Below are 18,896 nucleotides of genomic sequence, written 5' to 3'. Positions count from 1 at the left end.
CAAAATCCGAGGAAGGCCTACTTCCCCGTTTTTTGTGGAGGGTAAAATTGCTACAGAGTGAAACACGCAAAGCGCTTATTCTCGCCTTGCTTATTGGCGGCGCCTTCATGATTGCAATTCGCTACAGCATACATTCCGGCTATCTTTTGCCCTGACCGTCAGAGAGAAGCCGCCGCCGCGAAAAACCCGTCGATCTGCTGCGGCGTGAAGCCCATCGCTGCAAATCCAGCCGTCATCATCGGGCTATCCTTGACGAATGTGCCGCTGTATTCGAAGGCGTCTTGGGTTTCCCCGTCCTGCTGCGCCACCCATGCCTTGACCTGGTCGAGCAGGCCGGAGCGCCGAAGCATCAGACGGAATTGTCGCGCCGATACCGACGACACGATGGGCGGGGCATTTCGAAACGCGACAACTGCCGGATCATCATCAGACAGAAATTCCTCCGCCCTGCCCTCCTGCAGTTGTTCGAACACGCTGTCGATGGCGCCGTTTGATCGAGAAACAAAAGCCATTATACAGTCCTCCCGCATGGGAAATTGAACCCGTCATTCCACACCCAGATACTGCCGGAAGCACCTGCGACATATCGGATTTGCCTGCTGGTATTCGTCCAGACGTCGCCACCCCCCACCGCGAAACCGCTGGCGACTTGGATAGTACCCACGTTTCCGCCGGAGTCGTTGCCACCAGCGAGAAGTGTTCCTTTGGCTGGGTCGTGGATGAGAGCGGAGTTGGTCGTGGCGCCAGATGAAAACATAAGTCGGATCTTCGCCTCGGCCTTCACTCCACTTGGAACCGTAATCGCCATGAGTGCCGAGGTTGTTGAGATGGCGACGTTTGTCGCTTCCCTGATGGGCGTCACCCACTGATAGAAGTCACGCGGATACATGATGAAAGGCCGAATGAGCGAGCTGGCATCCGTCAGCACCACGCCGATACATTTCACTATGGTGTAGCCGGTGAGCAGGGTCGTGGTGACGCCGCCGATCGTCGCTGACGTCGAGAGAACCACGTCAAACGTTCCATCGGCCGTCTTACGAAGGGCATAGGCGAAATAGGTGGCGTTGGCCGCGACAGCGCCGGCATCAAGTCCGCCATTGCCGGTTCCTACGGCCCATGTCCCGTTGATCCTCTTGGTGATCGACGCAGCATTGGACACGAAAGTCGAGCCAGAACGAACCGAGCCGGCCGCGAAATCGACATGGGTAGTTGGGCTGCCGCTGTTGTTGGATAGGAGAAGCCCGTCGATGAAACTGCCGACTGCCGTGGTTTCGGCCTTCGCCAAAAGCCGCGTCAGAACCTTGTTCGTGAAGAAAGTCGCCCCGCTGCAGATGATGAAGACGGAATAGCCGTTCGGAACAAGCAGCGTCGCCGCGCCGTCGATCGTCTCTGCGCCATTGGGGTCGATCGTCACGTCTCCGCCGTCGGCGATCACCACATAGTGCCAGCTGGCGCCGAGCGTTGCGGCTGCCGTCAGGGTGACTATAGCGGCCGCGGTGAAGCGATGGACGGCGTTGTTGTCGGAGACCAGCGCGGTGTAATCGCCTGCCTTGGCCGCATAAACCAAAGACGGGTCGAACGTGATGTCCACCCCATTCTGAGCAAAGCCGAGCAGGCCGCCGCCCTTCAGATAGATACCGGTCTGCGGGGTCGACGCAAAGCCGACACCCGGCGCCGAAACCGTGCCGCTGGCCGCCTTGAGCGGCGCAACCATCGGCGCCGAGCCATCACGCGGCAGCGAGTTGGTGATTTCGTTGCCGAGGTCGGTGGTCAACGCGTTCCACGGCACGGGGTCGATGACCTGGCCGACCGAGGGTGTCGTTCCGGCAGGCTTGGAATAGACGCCGGTTGATGGGTTTCTGGGCATTCAGTGCTCCATGGAAAAGGCAGCCCGTGGGCCGCCCTCGACTCTCGATAGAAATGATTCAATGATCCCGGAAAACGGGAGTGGATCATGAGCGAAGATCAGGAAAATCGAGTTGTAATCTCGACAGGGCAGCAAATTGCTATCGGCGATGTCTGGTGGGAACTGCGCGACAACTCAACGAAGGTTGACTATGTCGACATTATTTCCGAAGCGCGGCAGTTCAACGGTGTAATTCACCTTTCCCTGGGAGGCAGCATTCAGGACGCGAATAATCTTGGTGTAGTCTCGGTCACCAACCGGATCAGGATGAACCTTGTCGTGGCGCAGTCTTTGCATTCCATACTCGGGCAGATGATCACGGACGCTCTGAAACCAGCGGACAAATCGCAGGCGAATTGAAACTTTCGTCATTCTGGCTTCCCCCATTCACCTTCTCCAAAAAGAAGCGGCCCCGCGAATTGCGAGGCCTCGACGGCTGTAGTATTGGTTGCGTCATGATCCGACTTCTGCAAATCGGCTGCATCATTGCGACGACCGCATTGCTTTACGCGGTCGTGTCTGGCGTTGACGCTTTGCGATACGTCGTTGGTAACGATTTCAACGGCGGCGTTATAGTCGGGGTTCTATTCGTGATCGCCCTCTACTTGGTCATTTGCTGGATCGATCCTTCATCGCGTCCTCGCGGTTCCACCGTTCAGAAGCAGAGCTTTGACGACCGGATCGACTAATGTGGGCGTTGTTCCCATTGTCTTAGCTTTCATCAGACCTTCGACCAGCTTTTCCCGCTGCTCCCCGATCAGAGCGCGGGCCAGGCTTTCACGCGTCGCGTTGCCGGTCTCGCTCGACATGAGCGCTTTGACGATGTCGTCGACCTTATCGATAGCAGCCGACCGCGCCGCACCGAGAAAGCCGCCGGCCTTGAATGCTTCCTTGACACCGAAATTTCCAACGCCGCCACCCAACTCATTCTGGGCTGCAAGGCGCGCCGCGGTTTCGCTGTTGCGGGTCACTGTGTTGGCGGTATCAGCCCACACGCTCTCGTTATCGAGTACCTTGAACAGCCGCTCCGCTTTCTCTGGGCCGAACAGGGTTGCGAGACGCGCTCGGTTCCAATCGCCCTCTCCCTTGATCAGCCTATTCATGGCTACGATATCGTTGGAATTTGTGCCGACTATGCGGTCAATCTCGGCCCTGGCACCCTGGGACAGCCGCAACGGTACCGCCGAAGGCCCGATCTGCATCCCCTGGGGCTGGGCGCCGCGTTCGACCTCTCCCGCCAGCTCTGACGGCCTGGGCGCTGTTCGGCCGCTATCCAGAACCTGCTGACCACGTGTCACTGCCTCGTCCTGGCGAGCAAGTTCGGCGTATCCCGCATCAATCTCCTTGATGCGCGGGACAGCGCGCGTAAGGCCGTCGTCGAGCATCTGACGAGCTTCGGTCAACGCGGAGATCACCTTCGGATCAATTTCCGTCTTCAAAAGGCCGTCGATCGCTTGGCGGGTCTGAAACATGACGCCGGGATCGGTGGATAGAACATTGGAGTCGGCGATGTTCAGCATGCCGCGCACTTGCCGCAAACGGGCTTGCGCCGGGCCGCGAAGCCGACCGATGTCAGCCTCGAGCGCGGATGCAATCGGCTCTGTGCTGTACGGCCTGGCCTCGCGGAATGCCTCGCGATAGAGTGGCGAATGAGCATTCTGGTTTGCGGCGATATCGGCCTGGACCTCCGACGGGACCACGTTTCGACCAGTCGTTTCATCGATCGTTTGACCAATTCGGGCGTTAGCGCCCGCCGCGCGATCGGCGAGCGTGGTTCGAATCGTCGTCTGCGCCGCTCCGGGCGTTGCCGCGAGCGCACCTGCCTGCTTCTGAAGGTTCGGTCCAAGGTCGGCTGGAATAGCGTTAGACCCCATCTCCTGCAATTTCTGGGGCAAGCTCACCGCGTCCAGGCCATCGTCGGTAACCGCGCGCCGGAAATAGCCGAACGCTTGCGGGTCCATGCCAGCAATTCGCGCTGCGGCACGAGTGCGGACGGCATCGGCGAGGGCCCGAGCTCCAGCCCCAACGACTTTTCCCGCCACGGGACCACCCAAGCCAAACAGGCCGCCCATGGTGATGCCTTCCTTGATCTTCTCCGCATCACCCCCTGAGCGAACACCAGCGTCCACCCCGCCAATGGTCGCGCCCGTCAACCCAGAGATACCCGAACGCAGGAGCAAACTTCCGCCCCCTGCTCCGAATGCCGCGGGGGCAGCCATAACTGCCGGGATTGTCCCGGCAACGGCACCGGTTATCTGCGCCCCCTTGTCGACAATCGGGTTTGCTTCTTTTTCCGCTCTGTTCGCATCATGGATGCGATCCATGACCTGGTCGTAAGTCTCATCGGAGAATGCCGCGAGTGTTGCTCCTGCAGCTCGCTCCGTCCAGTCGCGCACGATCGGCCCAGCGATCGGAATACCTTCGATGAGGCCACCAATGCCAGTTCTGGAAACTGAAATTGCGTCGTCTGCCGGTAGGCCTTGAGGCTGCTGTGGCTGCTTCTGGAGCCTCAGCCGCGCGGCCGCGATTGCCAGCGCCTGCTGCTGTTCGGGTGTCATTTCTGCCATAGCTTGCGCTCCGCGGGCGTCATCGCGCCCCATACATCGGCTGGGATACCTTCAGGAGGCGCCCCTACATCCGCCGCCGGCGGCGGGCTCAGATTCGGCACTTCCGCGATATCGCCAAGTGTCGGAAGCACGTCTGCCTCGTTCATTCCGCGCCGGCCGATGATGCCGCGATACTGCGACATGTCGTTGTCCAATGCGCCACGGTAGGCCGTCATGCGGCTGCGAGCTTCATTGAGGATTGCCATTCTCGTAGCGGGCTCGAGCCGAGATCCACCGTTGACGCTGTTGATAGCGCCCTGCAGCCAGTCGGGCAGGCTCGAGGTATTGTTTACCATCACCATCTCGCCCTCACGCACCACGGAGTTCGGATCCATGATCTTGCCGAGGCCATAGACGAGGTTCAGGTCAGATGCTTTCGAGTCCGTTTTCGCCGTGTCTACCATCGACGAGTAAGAAGGAAGCGCCTGCTGGTAGCTCTTGTAGGTTGGCAGGTTCTGGATTTCCTTCCGTAGGTTCGACACGTCTTCCTGCTTGTAGCCGGTGCCCTGATAGAGCGGTTCGCCGGTCTGCGGATTGACAAGGCTTTCGCCCGGCTGGACCGTCACGCCCTTCGGAGCGCTCTTGTAGATGACCCTTCCGGTTCGCTGGTCGACGAGATCACCGTTGACCTCAGACACGTTCGGATTGCTGTAATCCGCGATCTGCTCGCCGCTTAGAGGGTCAATGAGGCGGCCATTGACTTCCATCGGCTTGTGGCTCTGGAAAATCGGCTTACCAGTCCTGTTGTCGACGACCGAGCCGTCAACCGTGCTCGTGCTCGGGTCGCTATAATCAGCGATCACCTTCCCGCTGACTGGATCGACCAGGCGGCCATTCACTTCGACGGGTTTCGGCGTTGCCTGATAGATCGGCGCGATTGTGCCCGTGCGCGGATCAGTGCGCATGATGGTGCCATCCGGTAGGGTCTGGAAACCATATTCCGGCGGACGCATCAGCGTCTGAAGCTGCTGGGTGGCCACTGCCCTCACCTGCGGCGATGCATTCGGGTTCATGACCGCCTGCACCAACGCTTGAGCGCGCGGGTTTGCCATCGGGTTTGCCGCCTGTTGTGGCGATGCACCGTCCAGCGCCTGAACAAGTCGAGCTTGGGCTGGCTGCTGATTTTGCCCGAGGGCTTGCGCCTGGGCCACCTGATTCTGAGATGCAGGAGTGCCGCCAAGGATCGCCTGGAGAATGCCCTTGTTCGGATCGGCATTCATGAGCTGCGGGCTGTTCTGAAACTCGGGAGGGATCTGTGACGCGGACGGCATGCTGGCGACGTTCGGCGTCGGGCCAACTGTGGACGTGGGAAGTGGCGGCAACGCGGCCTGTGGGGCTCCCTGCGGCGGCATGACCTGTGCAGGAGAGGATGCACGCATCTGACCTGCTGCACCGGGCATGGGCATGCCGATTGAGGGATCAAGGCTCGCGACTTCACCTGATGCGGCCGCTTGCGGCATGGGAGTAGCGGCGGCGCGCGGCGTTACCATGGGATCTACATAGCCAGGCACCGGTGCTGGTGCGGCAGGATTGACCGGCGGTGCAGAGGGCATGCCGGCCGAGGCCTGCTGCTGGGGCGGCGCATTGCCGATCCCCATCTTACCGGTGATGCCCTCGGCCTTTGCGCCCATCCATGGGCTCCAGCCGTGCTTTCTGGCCCAGTCAAGCGAGAAATCAATCTGCTGCTTCCATGTCGACGGATCGCTGGCATGCAGCCCAGTAGCCTTGGTGAATTCATCGCCAAGGCCTGGGTTCGGCATTGACTTGCTCCGGCCTGCGTAATGAAGTTGGAACGGACCGAATGAGGAACCTTCATCACCGCCGTGATCGGGCGATGACGGGTCGAATACATTCAAACCCTCATGACCAGCCACGCGAAGCGAGTAGTTCGGATCAATGCCTCTGGCGAGCGATGCTTGGCGAATGTACTCGGCCACCTCAGGATTACCGCCAGGCTGAACTGTGGTTGGTGCCGCGACATTGCCAGCCGAATCCACCTTAGGCATGGAAGAGCCGGTAGCGCCCGGTTCAGCCGCCTTGTTGCCGCCGAAGATAGACGAAAGGAAGCCCTTGGGCTGCTCAGGGGGCGTGTAAGGCTGCCCGGTGATTGCGGAGATCACCTGAGCATCGGCCGCGCGCTGATCGTCGCCCTGCTGCTTGATCGCCAGGCCTCCCATGAGGGCTTGGGCCATACGTGCAGCGCCTTCCCATGGCGACTGGATCGGACTGGTGTCCGTGCCCTGCTGCAGCATTGCCGCAGCAAGCCGCTTGCGAGCATCGGTCACATCTGCCTGCGATTGACCGGTATCGCCGCCGAAGATGAAGCCCATCACAGAACCCCCGCGTAGTTGACCATCTTGAAGCCGCCAGGGGCTTCCGTGACGGCGCCCGGGAAGACGGTTTCGACCTCATCGGCCATCAAGCCCACTTGGCGGCCGCCGCCCCAGACATATTCGTATTCGTAGATCGTCAGCCCGGAGGCTGTTGCTCCGATCCGATGGATATCGCGCTTCAGGCGGCGATCGGACATTGCCCAGCCGCCGAGGAGCGCCGAGCCCAAGCCGAACAAACCGCCCATGGCCGCGTTCGACTTCGCCGCCTGCTGGTTATAGGCGCCCATCTGCTGATTGTAGTTCTCGTTGATGAGGCCGGCTTGATCCACCGTCGGCAATTGCGTCGTCGGCGAATTGACGTAGTTGGGCTGGTTGACCTGCGAGCCGGACATGAGCGCCGATATCTCGTTCAGCGGCTGGTTGCGCTCGGTCAGGATGGAGTTTTGCGCATTCGAATACATGTCTCCCAGGTACTGATCCGACGCCGCCTGCTTGCGCGTCGAAAAATCGCGCATGGAATTGTCATAGGCAGCGGAGCCCATCGAGATGCCCTTGTCGGCTAAGCTCTGCTCGAGGCTCGCCTGGTCGCGATCCCATTGGTTGTTGAACCCGCCCTGCCAATGGTCGTTGGCGTATTTGTCGACATTCCCGGCGCTGAGATCGACATTCGTCCCGAGGATGCCCGAAATCTTGCCGGTCTGCTCATTCGCCAGTTTCGACAGCCCGAGCTGCGTCTGTTGCGTCTGGTCGTAGATCGCCTGATTTTCCGGCGAATAGGTCTGATAGGCCGAATAGGTCGGCAGCTTATAGGTCTTGCCGTTCTGGTCGGTCATCGTCGAGTTGCCGGTGACCTTGTATTCCAGCGAGCCATCCGGCGTGTATTGGTTGGTGTGGCTCAGACCAGCGTTGGCAATCGCGGTGTCCACGTTGGTCGCTGTCTGCGCCGCCGCAGTCTGTGTCGGATCGGGCGCTTTCGGCGCCTTAGGCGTGGAGACCATAGGGGAATTCCTCTTTCAAGATTCCAAAGAGCAGCGCGTCGCAGTCGCCGAAGTACCCACGCTGACGGCCTTCCAGGCGAGCGCCGAGCCGGTCGAGCGCCTTCTGAGCGGCAACGTTATCGGCGCGCGTCCTGAACGTTGCACGGCGGCAACCGAGTTGATCGGCGACATAACGGAAGGCGGCCCGCATCAGCGTCAGCGACAGCCGATCGGCGGCAAGCGAAACCTCTACGTCGTGTTCGGTCCAGACGTTGAAGACATAGCCGGCGATGATCCGGCCGCGATCGACATGCGCCAATGCGGTGTATGGAGGTTCGAACGAAACCCCGATCTTGCCGCCGACCCAGGCCGCGATATCGGCGCGAGGCTCCGAAACGATCAAAGCGGCGCGCCTTTTTCGTAAAGCACCTCACCGCCCACGACGGCAGCTTCCGATACCGACGCCGAAGACCCGGAAATCAGAGCCCGCACAGTCGGCGCAAGCGCAGCACCAGCAGCACCGGCAGAGGCGAATTTCCTGGCAAGGATGTTGCCCGGGAATTTCGACACCCCCCAGATCGCGGTTCCCCATTTCGCAGCAGCGCTGTTTTCAACCGACGATAAGAGCGCTGTCGGGATCTTCGTCTGGTAGTCGGTCGAGATGCCGGCATACATCAGCGTCGACACGCCGATCTGAGCAGTGACGCCTATCAGCTTCGAAAACTTCGTCGACAGGCCGTCACCAAAGCGGTTCCACGCTCCAACCATGAGGGCGTCGATCGCCGTTCCATTATCACTGGCGCCAGCTTCTGCCTCATAGACGGTTCCGTCGCTGCTGCCGAAGAACAGCCTGTCCTGCCAAGTCGCCCAGCATGACGCCGAGATCCCGACGAAGCGGCACCATGCGCCGGTCTCGGTATTCATGACATACTGATACGGTCCGAACGACGACGGCAGGTTGACGATTGCCATCTGACGCGCCGGGAAGCTTGCCAGTTGCCATTCCTCGGACGTTGTGCCGATCGCCGCGACGGTCTCGCGCCATGTCGGGCCGATCTTGGCAGTGATGGCGCCGAGGCTCGTGGCGCCGCGATCGAGCTGCACGGCCTTTGTGATCGGCACGATGCCATCGGTGGTCATGATCGCAAGGTCGGCGCCAACCGATAGCATGCACCTGTCAGTGCCGAGCGGGCGCCCGAGCTTGAACGTGCCGATCAGCCCCCAGTTGCTTGCACTGGACGGATCTGAGCCCTGGAAGACAATTACCTCGCCCTCGGACGACATCAGCACCAGGCATTGCTGCAGGCCCGTTGATACCGGGATAGTCCAGACGTTGATCGCGACGAGCGTGCCGCCGTACTTCATGTTGCCGCCGACCGGCAGGACTGTTGCGGTGCCGCTGACAGCATCAGTGGCGAGGTACCAGACGTTCGTCGAGTTCTTTTCGATAAACCACAGACGAGACCGATAAGCCGTCACCGCGATCAGCAATGACGAATCCGGAATGCCCGTGATCATCGTTGACGGGACATATGGAGTCGCGGCGGCGCCGGTCTCAAGCTGCGCATTGGTGACCGAGCCCGCCACCGTGAGCGTCAGTGTGCCGGCAACCGGTGTGAAGGTCAGTGTCACCCGATTGGCGACGCCTGTCCCATTGAGAACGCCAGCATAGGCGCCCGACAAGGTCACCGATCCCGTGCCGAAGAAGCTGAGGGTATACGGCACGTTCTTGACCGCAACGTTCTGTGTCGCAAGCGTCGCCGTCCCGACGAGGTAGTTGTTGGTCCACGAAGTCCCGTTGAACAGCAGCGGCGTGTCGAGGCCATTCACCAGGCGCAGATACTCCTGGCCTGCGGGGTTCGTATATTGCTGTGTCGACCAATGCGCGGCGGATTGGCCCGAGACGACGGCGGCGCCGACTGCACCCCCAGCCGTCACGTCGAATATCTTATCCCCTGCCGCGGCGAACAGCCGGTTGCTTACGCCGGAATACGGAATGACTGTCTTGACGTCGGCGCCGAGGCCGGTGGCGAACGCCAGGAAACCGTATCGGGCGCGGACGCGGTTCGCCTCCGGAAAGAAGTTGTCGAGTTGGAACGCTGCGTCCTTCGGCATATCCGCCATTTCGACATCGGTGCGCCATCCGCCGATCGGTGCAATCCAATCCTTGCTTGGAGAGACCCGGGTCATGCCCGCGCCGGATGAGACAGGTTTGCGTGTCATGGGTTCGGCACCGTGATCGTGCCGGGCCAATAGTTTTCCGGAACCTGCCCGCGGTTCGGCAGAGACAGATCCACCGGCGCCGCGGCGCGGTCGGAACCAACCGCTGACTCCTTGGCACGCTCGAAATTGGCCATCTCTTCCCCGTAGTCGAGGCCCTTAGCCCGCTTCCATCGCCAGATGGTCGACAACTCGACGAGCTCTTCAGGAAATCTCGCGGTGTCGGTATCGTTGGCCCAGGTGGCGGCATAGGTCGTGCCGCCGTTTAGGGCGACCCAAGCATTCGACACGTATTCATATCGCAAGGTTTCTCCGGCATCGTTCGGATAGATTGCGAGCTTACCGCCCAGCATGCGCCAGATCTGCGGCACCGGGTTGGAATTGAGGATCGTGTTGCGTTCCCAGGTCTGAGGCTCGACGGGACCGTTCAACTGCCAAAGGCGCGACGTGTTCCAAATCTTCGAATTATCGGGGAAGCGATCCCAATCCGCAGGCGGTTCGGCAGGTTCCGGAATGACGCCCGTCGCCGTGAAATCCCTGATCACGACCAGCGCCGACCAGTCATGGTTTCGCTGCAGATCGCGGCCTGCCCGAAAAGAAAGGATGCGCAGCTGAGCAATCTGTGGATCCGCCGACGACATGACAGCAGTCGGCGGGTCGATGCTGATTTCCGCGCATACGTTCTGGATAATGGTCAAGAGCGACATGCGCGGATCTCCGATTTAAGCGGCTGCATTGCGACGGCCGGAGCCGCCCTGTTCCTTCGCCATGGCTTCGAAGCGCCGGCCCATTTCCGCAACCTGCTCTTCCAGGCGCTTCACGTCGTCCTTCAGGCGTTCGTTCTCCGCGGCGAAAGCAGATGCGGCGCTGGCGTCCTTGGAGGTCACCAGAAAGGCCTGGGCGGCGGAGACAAGCTCGTTCGCGCCCATGCCGATTTTCTGCTTGGAGGTGTCGGAAAGAGCTCCCAGCTGCTCGACGCTGTAGACGTTGATCGACTCCAGCTCCTTGATCTGGCTGGGCTTGAGGTACGACCACTGAGCAAGCGGTGTGCCGACCATCTGCTCACGAGCAGCAGCGCCTTCCTTGAAGCGCTTGTAAGCGTCGGAAAAGCGCTCTTTGTCGTGATCAGTCGCAACCCGCTGCACTTCGGTGTGCTTGTCGCCGGCGATGAAGATGGTGACGAACTCGACGTCCTTGAAAATCGGACGTCCTTCCTTTTCAGTGAGGAATGGCTGTTCGATGGGCTGAATGCTGAACGACGCATAAACGCCGGTGTTGTTGTTGGTCATGGGCTTGTCTCGCTGTTGATGGCGGGGAAAGGAAACGGGCGCCGAAGCGCCCGCCGTTGATCATTTGCTGGTCTTTGTGGCCGGATGGTTTTCGACCTTCGACTTGTCGACCTTTTCGGCGATCATCAGGATGAGTTCCTCGATCACCGGAGAGATGTCGCGGCCGGCCTTGCGGTCGGCCTCGATTTTCTTGTTAAGCTCACTCGTCAGGGACATTTCAGCCTCCTTAGTTCACCTTCGACAGGAACGGACGCATCAGCGTTGCCTCGAGCACACCCGTCGCCGTGATGGTGATGCCGGTGCCGTTGGCCGTGGCATTGGCGGACATGGTGATGCTCTGGACCGTACCCGAGGGGGTGTAGGTGATCCCGCTGATGGTGGTGGAACCCGGAATGCCGGTGCCTGAGATAGCGGCACCGATGAACGGGCCGCCTGCGGGGCTGACGCTACCGAGAGAGGTCAACACAGCGGAACCGTTGACGGTGGTCGCTGTGAAGGTCTGATTGGCCGCCGTGAAGTTGACGCCCTGGATCGCCTTGGTGGTCGTCGTGGCTGAAGCCGGGGCATTGGCAAGCCCTGCCGTTGCCGTGGTTTCCGCCACGACGAGAGCAGCGGTAGCAGTGGTGACGAGAGCCGGAGCCTCGCCGTTGCGCTGGACCCAGATGTAATAGGTGCCAGCAACCAGGCTGATCGACTGCGCCGGTCCACCGGACTGTGTCGGAGCCTGGCTTGCACCAGCGAAGACGCCGCAGCGGTTGCCGACGACGGCCGCAGCCGTGGTGAGCAGAGATGCGGTATAGTCCCGGTCCCACTGGAACCACTGACCGGGCTGGAGCGTGGTGGTCGATGCAAGAACGAGCTTGCAATAGACCCACTCGGATTCGCGGTCGCCGCCGGCAACGGCGCCGAGGGCAAAGTTCGGACCCGGAACACCGGAGCCGGCAACGATCGGGCCTTCGACGACGAACGGGTTCGCGCCAAGACGATCGGTCTGGGAAGTTGCGATGGTCATTGGAGTTGATCCTTTCGTTCGATCAGGCGAACAGCACGCCCTGCAGGAAGGCGTTGTTCATGGTGAGGTTGCCGGCGAAGCCCATGAGCTGCACGAAGGCGTCCTGGTTGGTGTTCATGCGTTCATCGCCGATCGGAGCCATGTCGCGGTCGCGGTGCGGGCGATAAAACAGGTACTTGGTGTTCAGGAAGAACATCTGGTTGACAGGCGCGCCACCGCCGAAGCCACCGTCGAACACGACGTCGGCGCCCATGTATTGCAGGGTCTGGAAACCAGCCATGCCCTTGTCCGCCGAGGTGATGCGCTGGATCGCCTGCAGCGATTCCCAGTAGAGGCGGAAGTAGTTGTTGTCGCCGATGATCAGATCGGGAGCATCCGCACCGCGAACGCAGCTCATGTAGAGCCGGTTCATATAGGACTGGATGTTCGCGCTCGTCGCAGCGGTGCCGCCGTCGGCCAATGCGGAGAACTTCTGGTTCCGCCAGAAGCCCCAGGTCGCGCGATTGATACCGCCGACCGTTCCCGACGTTGGGGACGTCGAGATCAACAGCTGAAGACCGCCGATCTGCCGCCCGCCATCAGCCGTGCCGTCGGAATAGCAGTCGAGAGCGATGTTGTTCTTCAGCGTGATTTCGGCATTCTCGATACGCTGTTCAAGCATGTCGAGAACCGCTTCCTCGCCCGAGTTCTGGAGCTGTTCCAGGCCGGACATGGAGACGGCAACCGCGGCTTGCTTGTAGTCGTATTCGGCAGCGGTGATGACGTCCGAGGGCTGAACGTTCAGGATTTCATAGCCGGAATAGCGCTTGAAGGTGCTGTTTTCCTGGTACTGCAGTTCCTGGACGATGGTGCGGCCGCCTGAGACGGGCTTCTTACGGCCGCGGGTGTTGAGACGGTTCAGAAGACCATTGTTCTTCGTCACGTCATCCGCAACCACGCCGCTGCGGTTGCGCAGGGTCGTGGTGACGATTTCAGAGAGGTTTGGGGAAACCATGGTTCACTTTCCTTTTGGTCAAACGCGACCGTTCGCGGCGTGCAATGCGCTGCGGAGGGAATCGCGGATTGAGGTTGGTTGGCCGGCGCCGGCGCCCTGGGTTGGACCGGGGGCGGAAGAGCCGGAGATCGATCGCGAGGCGCGGCGGGCCTGATCTGCCGCTGCTGCCCTCTGGGAGGTCTGGTCTTGAACTGTGGTCGCCGGCGCAGCCTGGCTGATCAGCTGCTGACGAATATCGGGGCGCATCCAGCAGGCGGCGTCGTAAGCATCCTTGAGTGACGATGCGCGCCCTGCGCTGATGAGGGCGACCATGTCGTCAAGAACGGCTTCGGCGTGCACATTTGCCGGGTCGGAAATGAAGGCATTGACCTGAGTTTCAGTGTCTCGTTTCCGAAGTACCTGTTCAACCGTGGCCTCGACGTTGACGGGCTGAGGCGTTGGCTGTTGTTGGGCCTGTTGCGGACGGCGCTGCAGGATCTGGTCCTGCTGCCCGGCGACAAGGGCATGGAGATTGACGCCGGCCATCTTGGCGACGTGAATGACGGTGTTGACCGGGTCGCGAACGAGCGACTGTTCCCAGTCGATCGCCTTCCGCATGACATCGGCATGTGTCGTGCCGGCCTGGCGCACGATCGGCGTGAATTCTTCGAGGCCTTTGTAATCCTGCAGGACCCGGAAGCCGTTATCGACTTCCTGCTCCCGCTTGGCGACGGCGGCCTGGACCTCGGGCGGCAGTGTTCCGAACTGAGCCTTGGCCTCCTGAGACCAGCCAGGCGGGACACGGTGGGTTGCGGCCGGCTGCTGCTCGGATGCCTGAGGCTGCGCCTGTGGCGTCTGCTGGGCGGCAGGAGCAGCGGTTGCCGCGGCCGACGTCTGTGCAGTCTTTGGGGCAGCGGCCGCCTGTTGCGCCGGGGCGGTCTTGTCCGTCTCCTTCGGCGCAAATCGGCCATGCTCGTCGCGCTGACGCTCCATGCCGCCGCCGGATGCTGAGCTTTCGGCGCTGTCGATCGCCGCCCTCAGGCTGTCCCGGATGCTGATCGGCTTGTCGGACGTGCCGAGGTCTTCGCTGCCGTTGCCGGCCTCGTTAATCAGGTCTTCCATGTCGGATGTTTCCTATTTCGGGGATTGATGCCCGTTCAGGCGTTGTACTCAGCGTGAACTCGCCGCAGTTCGTTGCGGATCTCGTTGCGATCCGTTTTCGGCTTCTCGATGGGCTGCGGCTTTTCGTTGCCAATTTCGACCACGCCTGCGGCCCGATAGGCGGAACGCAGCTTGGCTTTCGAGGTGTACGTGTTGCCGTCGTGCATCGACTGGATCTCGATGGCATCGCTGATGAAGTGCGGCGCCGGCAGATCGGACTGCGCCCGGTTTTGGACCGGCATGCAGTCGTGCGGCCACTTGTCGAGCTCGTGCCAACCCCCGCAAACGCGGCAATAGCGTTCCCTCATTGCATTGCTCCTGGCTGCTGCTGGTTCCTGGCCTGCTCCATGGCCTGGGCCGCCATATCGCTGCGCGCCTGCTCGATCGTGGTGCGATGCTCGATCTGCGCCTGGGCCAGACCCGTCTGCGCCTTCATCGCCTCAGCCTGCGCTTTCACCTGCGTGGTCTTCAGATCGATCATCTGATCAGGCGTCGGCTCCGGCGGTGCCTTTGGTGCTGTTGCTGCCTGGGCGAGCTGTGCACCGACCTGCTCAAGGGTGTTTTCCAGCTGACGGCCGGCCCGGAAACCGCGGGCAGCGAACAGAAGCGTCTCGACCATCACAGGCACCAGCATTGGCGTCTGCTGCGCGATTGCGCCGGCCTGCTGCATGAAGCCGCCGACCATCTGGACGAATTCCATGCGACGCTGCTTCTCCGCATCCTCGTCGGGCTCGATCGTCGAATCCGTCTCAATGTCGATGCGGAAACCGCGAATGCTGTCGTTCCTGAGAAGCTGCGTCACTTCGTCGATGGTCGGCTGCTCCATCATCTTCTGGACTTCCGGCGGCAACTGAGGCGGTTGCTGCGGCGGCGCCGGCTGCCCCATCTGCTGCGCCCGCATGGCTGCTTGCTGCGCGCCCATCTGAGCCTGCTGCATCTGCATCTGGGCCATCTGCTTCTGCTGAGCGGTCGGAAGCTGAATGCCGCTGACGAGCATCAGCGTTTCCGGCTGGAACTGGTCGCAGATGATTTCGCCGGCGAGCGCCACGATGTCCCGCGCGAACCGCGCCAACTCCGACTGACGGTCGCGGATGCGGATCGAACCCCACTGACTCTTGATCCGCTGGGCGGTCGCCGTCTCCGACGCCTGAGTGTCGCCGCGGACAATGTCCGAGATGCCGGTGATCTGGTAGACATCTTCGATGAGCTGCTTGCGCGCCTCGATGCAGGCGACGATGACTTTCTGAACGTCGTCGATGGGCAAGGTGACGATGGATTTCGATCCACCCTTATCGGTGAAGGCAGCCCACTCTGGTATGGGGACCATCACCGTGTCGTTCTCAGGCCGCATCGCCTTTTCGATCGCAGGCGATACCGAGCCGTCGCCGGACGGATAGAAAATTTTCAGCCTCAGCTGATCGGTCAGCTTGTTGATCCGCTTAGTCAGCAGATCGATTTCATCGACCTGGCCCTGGTAATAGACGTAATCCGGTACCGGGATGAGCGAACTCGTCGACAAGGTCCCGAATGCCGGCCGCGGGCAAGGCCAGAAGCCTTTCAGCTTCAGCGGCGGCTCTGACACCTCGAGCGCCGTCGGGCAACCGTCGGCGATCCAAACAGTGTAATCCTCGGTTTTGCACCAGATTTCCCAAACGTAGGTTTTACCCTCGTTTTGAGCGCGCTCCGTCTGATTGGTCCCGTGGTTCGAGCCGGCGCCGTTCGCGGCGAGGCTTGCCCGCCCCTCAGGAAAGCGCTTATCGAACTCGCCATCGGTCATCGGCACGCGCCGCGCGACCCAGGTGACATCTTTCCAACGCCTTGCCGGCGAATGCAGGAAGTCCGACCAATGCACGTAATCGATGCAGATCCGCTCATCGGTGATCTGCTCCATAGGCGAACCGGCAGCGGCCGTGCCGGCGGGGTCGGATGGTTCGACGCCCATATCCAGCGGCTCGAAATCCGCCTCATAGCGCAACCAGACGCTACCCCGGGCACAAAGCAGGAAGTCATCGCGAACCGAGCGCATGACGGAATCTAGATCAGCGTCATCGGCGGTGTAGGCAAGGTTTCGCTCGACGAGCTCGGATGCCATTCGCGCCACCGGCTCCGCATCCTTGAAGCGGCGCTCGACGACGGGCTGCGGCACCCGGGCGTAAACCGCCGGCTGCAATACCGAGATATTCGCCCAAAGCATCGCAAATCGGCGCTTGGCGCTCTGCTGATCGTTCTGCTGCAGGTAAATCTTCTCGATCTTCGTGCAGCGATCGACCCAGGATTTGAAGTATCGCTGCGCGCGCTCGATCTCCTGCTGCCAGTTAGCGCCAACCTTTGCCAGGTCGTACTGCTCACCGTCCGGCAATGTCGTGGCTTCGTCGTCCATCAAACGTGCTCGCTATGGGTCGGTGTGGAGTTGACGAAATCGTTGAACGTCATGTTCTGGAACGTCGGCAGCGGCTTCGGTTCGGGCTTCAATGGTTCGGCCGCCAATCCGGTGAAGATGATCGCGAGGCCGCCGAATGCGTCGGCGCCGTGTGATGCCCAATTGTGCAGGGGTACGTCGCGGAAAACGCTCAGATCCTCGTCCCACTCTTTCCTATAGTTGCGCAGGCACTTGACGCCCTGATCACATCCGGCCTGATCGAACTCGACCTTCGTCAGGATGCGTCGCGTGCCGCTGATACGGTCATGCACATAGGCCCGCTCGACCTTCCGGACCGTGCCGAGGTTTCGAGCCTTGACCTCCTGCAGCATGATCTCGATGCGGGTCATGCCGCCGCGCGTCCACTCTCTGACGCGGATGTCGTGCGGCATGTTGTGGATGCCATAGACATAGCCATGCTCTTCGGCGCGGCGCTCGAGTTCATCGAGCATGCCATCCATGCCGGTGCCGGTGTGTTCGAAGTAGCCGATCATCCGAACGCGGCTTGGGAGGACCTGGAACAGCCAGACGCTGTTCGTGTCGTCCATGCCAATGTCGGATATCGTGTGGACCGGGTAGCCCACCACATGCGGGTAAACGCCAAGTCGATCCTCGGCATCGACCACTGCCATCTGATCGGCGTAGTAAGCACCCTCGACGCTGGCTTCGAATGCCTCCGCTGGTGACGACGGGTATTCCCGCTTCATATCGCCGAGCTGCGTCTCAGCCTTTTTGACGTACCAGGCCTTTTGACCATCCGTCAGTTCGATACCCCGATCGGCCAATGTGCGGAAATACTTGGCGAACGCGTCGGTGATGATGACGCCGGCCGGATCGATCGAATATTGCGGCTCTTTCCACCACGGGAAGAAATGGAACTTGAAATCGAGCGGCGTCAGCGCTGATGCCTGGCGGTGCTTTACCTGGGCGTCTTCGCAGAGATTGTAGAAATGCCCCTCCTGCCCCTCGGCGGTGCTTTCGATGAACACCAGCTGCCCAGCCTGGACGGTGTTGAGGGCGCCGGTCCGAACTTCCCTCGCCTTCTCCGGATATTTGGCGCAGAGCTTCCCATATTCGGAGATATGCAGGTATTGCAGCGTGCCCGATCGAAGCGATGTCCCGACGCGGATGCTCGAGTTGTTCCCCAGGAGCAGTTCCGTCTGGTTATCCCTCGCGATCGGCACCGCTTCCCGGATACCCTCGGGCAGGTTGTCGTAAGGGTATTTCACCTTGTCCCGAAAGATGGTCTGCGCATCGCCGAGCGTGTGAGCAATCGTGCCGGCCCGAATGTCCCGGTTGAATACGCAGGCATCGAGCATGAAGATCTGAATGAACGTCGTCAGGCCGAGCTGGCGGGCCTTCAGCAGCACGTTCAGGTAATGCATCTGCTCGAAGAAGGTCATCTGAGCCCAGTTCATTTCGAACCGGACCCTTTTGCCCTCCTTGTCGGTGATCCAGTAGAGATTGTTTAGACGCCAGCGCCAGTCCGAAAACTGATCAACTGCTGCTTGGAAGTCCGCGGGTCTTGCCATTGATAGCTTCCAGCAGCTGCGACACCTCGCCGGTCACGCCGTGTTCCAGCTCGACCTTGGCGCCATACTTTTTCGGCTTCAGCTTCTCGGCAATCCACTGCCGGGTTCCGATGCGGAGTTGCGAGCGCCTGATGGCTTCCCCGTTCTCCTGCCAGCCGGTCGTTTCACCGTCGGCGTTCTTCTTTTCCATCCAGTCGTTCGTGCCGTCGTCGGCAATCTCGACCATCTCGTCGACGAAGCCGTCGGCCTGAATTTCGCGCGCCTGCGCATACTTGGTCCGAAAAGCTGACTTGTCGTCATCAGCCAGCCAGGCCAACACTGTCGACTTGGCCGGCATGGCATCATCCCTGCAGATTGATCGAAGGCTTTCGCCGTCAGCAATCCGTTCGCAGATGATGCCGGCAAGGGAATGCGTGAATTTGGTAGGTCTGCCTGTCATGGTCCTGCCTTCTGATCGGCCGGGCTGCT

Annotated in this window: 18 protein-coding genes; 1 reads left to right on the top strand and 17 read right to left on the bottom strand. The window is 61.0% G+C overall.

The features are described 5' to 3' along the window. Nucleotides 1-158: 158 nt before the first annotated feature. Complete coding sequence (locus C3Y91_RS12345) at nucleotides 159-512, bottom strand: hypothetical protein (RefSeq protein ID WP_168575362.1); 354 nt, start codon at nucleotides 510-512, stop codon at nucleotides 159-161. After that, nucleotides 512-1,867: a hypothetical protein gene (locus tag C3Y91_RS12340; protein ID WP_168575361.1), complete on the bottom strand. Its 1,356-nt coding sequence runs from the start codon at nucleotides 1,865-1,867 to the stop codon at nucleotides 512-514. Before C3Y91_RS12340 ends, C3Y91_RS12345 begins: the two co-directional genes overlap by 1 nt. A gap of 87 nt (nucleotides 1,868-1,954) precedes the next feature. Between C3Y91_RS12340 and C3Y91_RS12335 the strand changes: the two genes are divergently transcribed. Next, nucleotides 1,955-2,266 (top strand): hypothetical protein, encoded by a 312-nt coding sequence (locus C3Y91_RS12335; protein ID WP_130749715.1) that lies wholly within the window; start codon nucleotides 1,955-1,957, stop codon nucleotides 2,264-2,266. A gap of 269 nt (nucleotides 2,267-2,535) precedes the next feature. Here the strand turns inward: C3Y91_RS12335 and C3Y91_RS12330 are convergent, their stop codons facing one another. From C3Y91_RS12330 to C3Y91_RS12255, 15 genes are read right to left on the bottom strand one after another with little or no spacing between them, the layout of a single operon-like run. Further along, nucleotides 2,536-4,473 (bottom strand): hypothetical protein, encoded by a 1,938-nt coding sequence (locus C3Y91_RS12330; RefSeq protein ID WP_168575360.1) that lies wholly within the window; start codon nucleotides 4,471-4,473, stop codon nucleotides 2,536-2,538. Continuing rightward, the gene (locus C3Y91_RS37855) at nucleotides 4,461-6,842 is read right to left on the bottom strand and encodes a hypothetical protein (protein ID WP_246780191.1); all 2,382 of its coding nucleotides are present in this window, start codon (nucleotides 6,840-6,842) and stop codon (nucleotides 4,461-4,463) included. The genes C3Y91_RS12330 and C3Y91_RS37855 overlap by 13 nt, the downstream gene beginning before the upstream one ends. Continuing rightward, nucleotides 6,842-7,843 (bottom strand): tail fiber domain-containing protein, encoded by a 1,002-nt coding sequence (locus C3Y91_RS12315; RefSeq protein ID WP_168575359.1) that lies wholly within the window; start codon nucleotides 7,841-7,843, stop codon nucleotides 6,842-6,844. Before C3Y91_RS12315 ends, C3Y91_RS37855 begins: the two co-directional genes overlap by 1 nt. Beyond that, complete coding sequence (locus tag C3Y91_RS12310; protein ID WP_168575358.1) at nucleotides 7,827-8,225, bottom strand: GNAT family N-acetyltransferase; 399 nt, start codon at nucleotides 8,223-8,225, stop codon at nucleotides 7,827-7,829. Before C3Y91_RS12310 ends, C3Y91_RS12315 begins: the two co-directional genes overlap by 17 nt. Further along, nucleotides 8,222-10,045, bottom strand: a complete 1,824-nt coding sequence (locus C3Y91_RS12305; protein WP_168575357.1) for a hypothetical protein — start codon at nucleotides 10,043-10,045, stop codon at nucleotides 8,222-8,224. Before C3Y91_RS12305 ends, C3Y91_RS12310 begins: the two co-directional genes overlap by 4 nt. Beyond that, nucleotides 10,042-10,749 (bottom strand): phage adaptor protein, encoded by a 708-nt coding sequence (locus C3Y91_RS12300; RefSeq protein ID WP_168575356.1) that lies wholly within the window; start codon nucleotides 10,747-10,749, stop codon nucleotides 10,042-10,044. The genes C3Y91_RS12305 and C3Y91_RS12300 overlap by 4 nt, the downstream gene beginning before the upstream one ends. Before the next feature lie 15 nt (nucleotides 10,750-10,764). Then, nucleotides 10,765-11,331 (bottom strand): hypothetical protein, encoded by a 567-nt coding sequence (locus C3Y91_RS12295; RefSeq protein ID WP_168575355.1) that lies wholly within the window; start codon nucleotides 11,329-11,331, stop codon nucleotides 10,765-10,767. Between the two features lie 60 nt (nucleotides 11,332-11,391). Then, complete coding sequence (locus C3Y91_RS12290) at nucleotides 11,392-11,547, bottom strand: hypothetical protein (RefSeq protein WP_168575354.1); 156 nt, start codon at nucleotides 11,545-11,547, stop codon at nucleotides 11,392-11,394. 10 nt (nucleotides 11,548-11,557) lie between these two features. Next, a complete protein-coding gene (locus C3Y91_RS12285) occupies nucleotides 11,558-12,343 on the bottom strand; it encodes a hypothetical protein (RefSeq protein WP_168575353.1) in 786 nt (261 codons plus the stop codon). A gap of 22 nt (nucleotides 12,344-12,365) precedes the next feature. Then, complete coding sequence (locus C3Y91_RS12280) at nucleotides 12,366-13,337, bottom strand: phage major capsid protein (RefSeq protein ID WP_168575352.1); 972 nt, start codon at nucleotides 13,335-13,337, stop codon at nucleotides 12,366-12,368. A gap of 18 nt (nucleotides 13,338-13,355) precedes the next feature. Further along, the gene (locus C3Y91_RS12275) at nucleotides 13,356-14,438 is read right to left on the bottom strand and encodes a hypothetical protein (protein ID WP_168575351.1); all 1,083 of its coding nucleotides are present in this window, start codon (nucleotides 14,436-14,438) and stop codon (nucleotides 13,356-13,358) included. A 35-nt stretch (nucleotides 14,439-14,473) separates the two neighbouring features. Further along, nucleotides 14,474-14,785 carry a hypothetical protein gene (locus C3Y91_RS12270; protein ID WP_168575350.1) on the bottom strand — a complete coding sequence of 104 codons (312 nt, stop codon included), beginning with the start codon at nucleotides 14,783-14,785 and terminating at the stop codon, nucleotides 14,474-14,476. Continuing rightward, the gene (locus C3Y91_RS12265; RefSeq protein ID WP_168575349.1) at nucleotides 14,782-16,857 is read right to left on the bottom strand and encodes a hypothetical protein; all 2,076 of its coding nucleotides are present in this window, start codon (nucleotides 16,855-16,857) and stop codon (nucleotides 14,782-14,784) included. Before C3Y91_RS12265 ends, C3Y91_RS12270 begins: the two co-directional genes overlap by 4 nt. Continuing rightward, on the bottom strand, nucleotides 16,857-18,428 hold the full coding sequence (locus C3Y91_RS12260; protein WP_168575348.1) for a terminase large subunit: 1,572 nt from the start codon (nucleotides 18,426-18,428) through the stop codon (nucleotides 16,857-16,859). Before C3Y91_RS12260 ends, C3Y91_RS12265 begins: the two co-directional genes overlap by 1 nt. Next, nucleotides 18,394-18,867 carry a terminase small subunit-like protein gene (locus C3Y91_RS12255; protein WP_168575347.1) on the bottom strand — a complete coding sequence of 158 codons (474 nt, stop codon included), beginning with the start codon at nucleotides 18,865-18,867 and terminating at the stop codon, nucleotides 18,394-18,396. Before C3Y91_RS12255 ends, C3Y91_RS12260 begins: the two co-directional genes overlap by 35 nt. Between the last annotated feature and the right edge of the window lie 29 nt (nucleotides 18,868-18,896).

Source organism: Rhizobium ruizarguesonis, assembly GCF_012349115.1.
In the GTDB taxonomy this organism is placed as follows: domain Bacteria; phylum Pseudomonadota; class Alphaproteobacteria; order Rhizobiales; family Rhizobiaceae; genus Rhizobium; species Rhizobium ruizarguesonis.
This window is presented reverse-complemented; position numbering and strand designations above follow the sequence as displayed.

Excerpts from the sequence above, each read along its gene's own strand:
- C3Y91_RS12345 (WP_168575362.1), bottom strand. The coding sequence starts at position 512 with ATGGCTTTTGTTTCTCGATCAAACGGCGCCATCGACAGCGTGTTCGAA.
- C3Y91_RS12340 (WP_168575361.1), bottom strand. The coding sequence starts at position 1,867 with ATGCCCAGAAACCCATCAACCGGCGTCTATTCCAAGCCTGCCGGAACG.
- C3Y91_RS12335 (WP_130749715.1), top strand. The coding sequence starts at position 1,955 with ATGAGCGAAGATCAGGAAAATCGAGTTGTAATCTCGACAGGGCAGCAA.
- C3Y91_RS12330 (WP_168575360.1), bottom strand. The coding sequence starts at position 4,473 with ATGGCAGAAATGACACCCGAACAGCAGCAGGCGCTGGCAATCGCGGCC.
- C3Y91_RS37855 (WP_246780191.1), bottom strand. The coding sequence starts at position 6,842 with ATGGGCTTCATCTTCGGCGGCGATACCGGTCAATCGCAGGCAGATGTG.
- C3Y91_RS12315 (WP_168575359.1), bottom strand. The coding sequence starts at position 7,843 with ATGGTCTCCACGCCTAAGGCGCCGAAAGCGCCCGATCCGACACAGACT.
- C3Y91_RS12305 (WP_168575357.1), bottom strand. The coding sequence starts at position 10,045 with ATGACACGCAAACCTGTCTCATCCGGCGCGGGCATGACCCGGGTCTCT.
- C3Y91_RS12300 (WP_168575356.1), bottom strand. The coding sequence starts at position 10,749 with ATGTCGCTCTTGACCATTATCCAGAACGTATGCGCGGAAATCAGCATC.
- C3Y91_RS12295 (WP_168575355.1), bottom strand. The coding sequence starts at position 11,331 with ATGACCAACAACAACACCGGCGTTTATGCGTCGTTCAGCATTCAGCCC.
- C3Y91_RS12290 (WP_168575354.1), bottom strand. The coding sequence starts at position 11,547 with ATGTCCCTGACGAGTGAGCTTAACAAGAAAATCGAGGCCGACCGCAAG.
- C3Y91_RS12285 (WP_168575353.1), bottom strand. The coding sequence starts at position 12,343 with ATGACCATCGCAACTTCCCAGACCGATCGTCTTGGCGCGAACCCGTTC.
- C3Y91_RS12280 (WP_168575352.1), bottom strand. The coding sequence starts at position 13,337 with ATGGTTTCCCCAAACCTCTCTGAAATCGTCACCACGACCCTGCGCAAC.
- C3Y91_RS12275 (WP_168575351.1), bottom strand. The coding sequence starts at position 14,438 with ATGGAAGACCTGATTAACGAGGCCGGCAACGGCAGCGAAGACCTCGGC.
- C3Y91_RS12270 (WP_168575350.1), bottom strand. The coding sequence starts at position 14,785 with ATGAGGGAACGCTATTGCCGCGTTTGCGGGGGTTGGCACGAGCTCGAC.
- C3Y91_RS12265 (WP_168575349.1), bottom strand. The coding sequence starts at position 16,857 with ATGGACGACGAAGCCACGACATTGCCGGACGGTGAGCAGTACGACCTG.
- C3Y91_RS12260 (WP_168575348.1), bottom strand. The coding sequence starts at position 18,428 with ATGGCAAGACCCGCGGACTTCCAAGCAGCAGTTGATCAGTTTTCGGAC.
- C3Y91_RS12255 (WP_168575347.1), bottom strand. The coding sequence starts at position 18,867 with ATGACAGGCAGACCTACCAAATTCACGCATTCCCTTGCCGGCATCATC.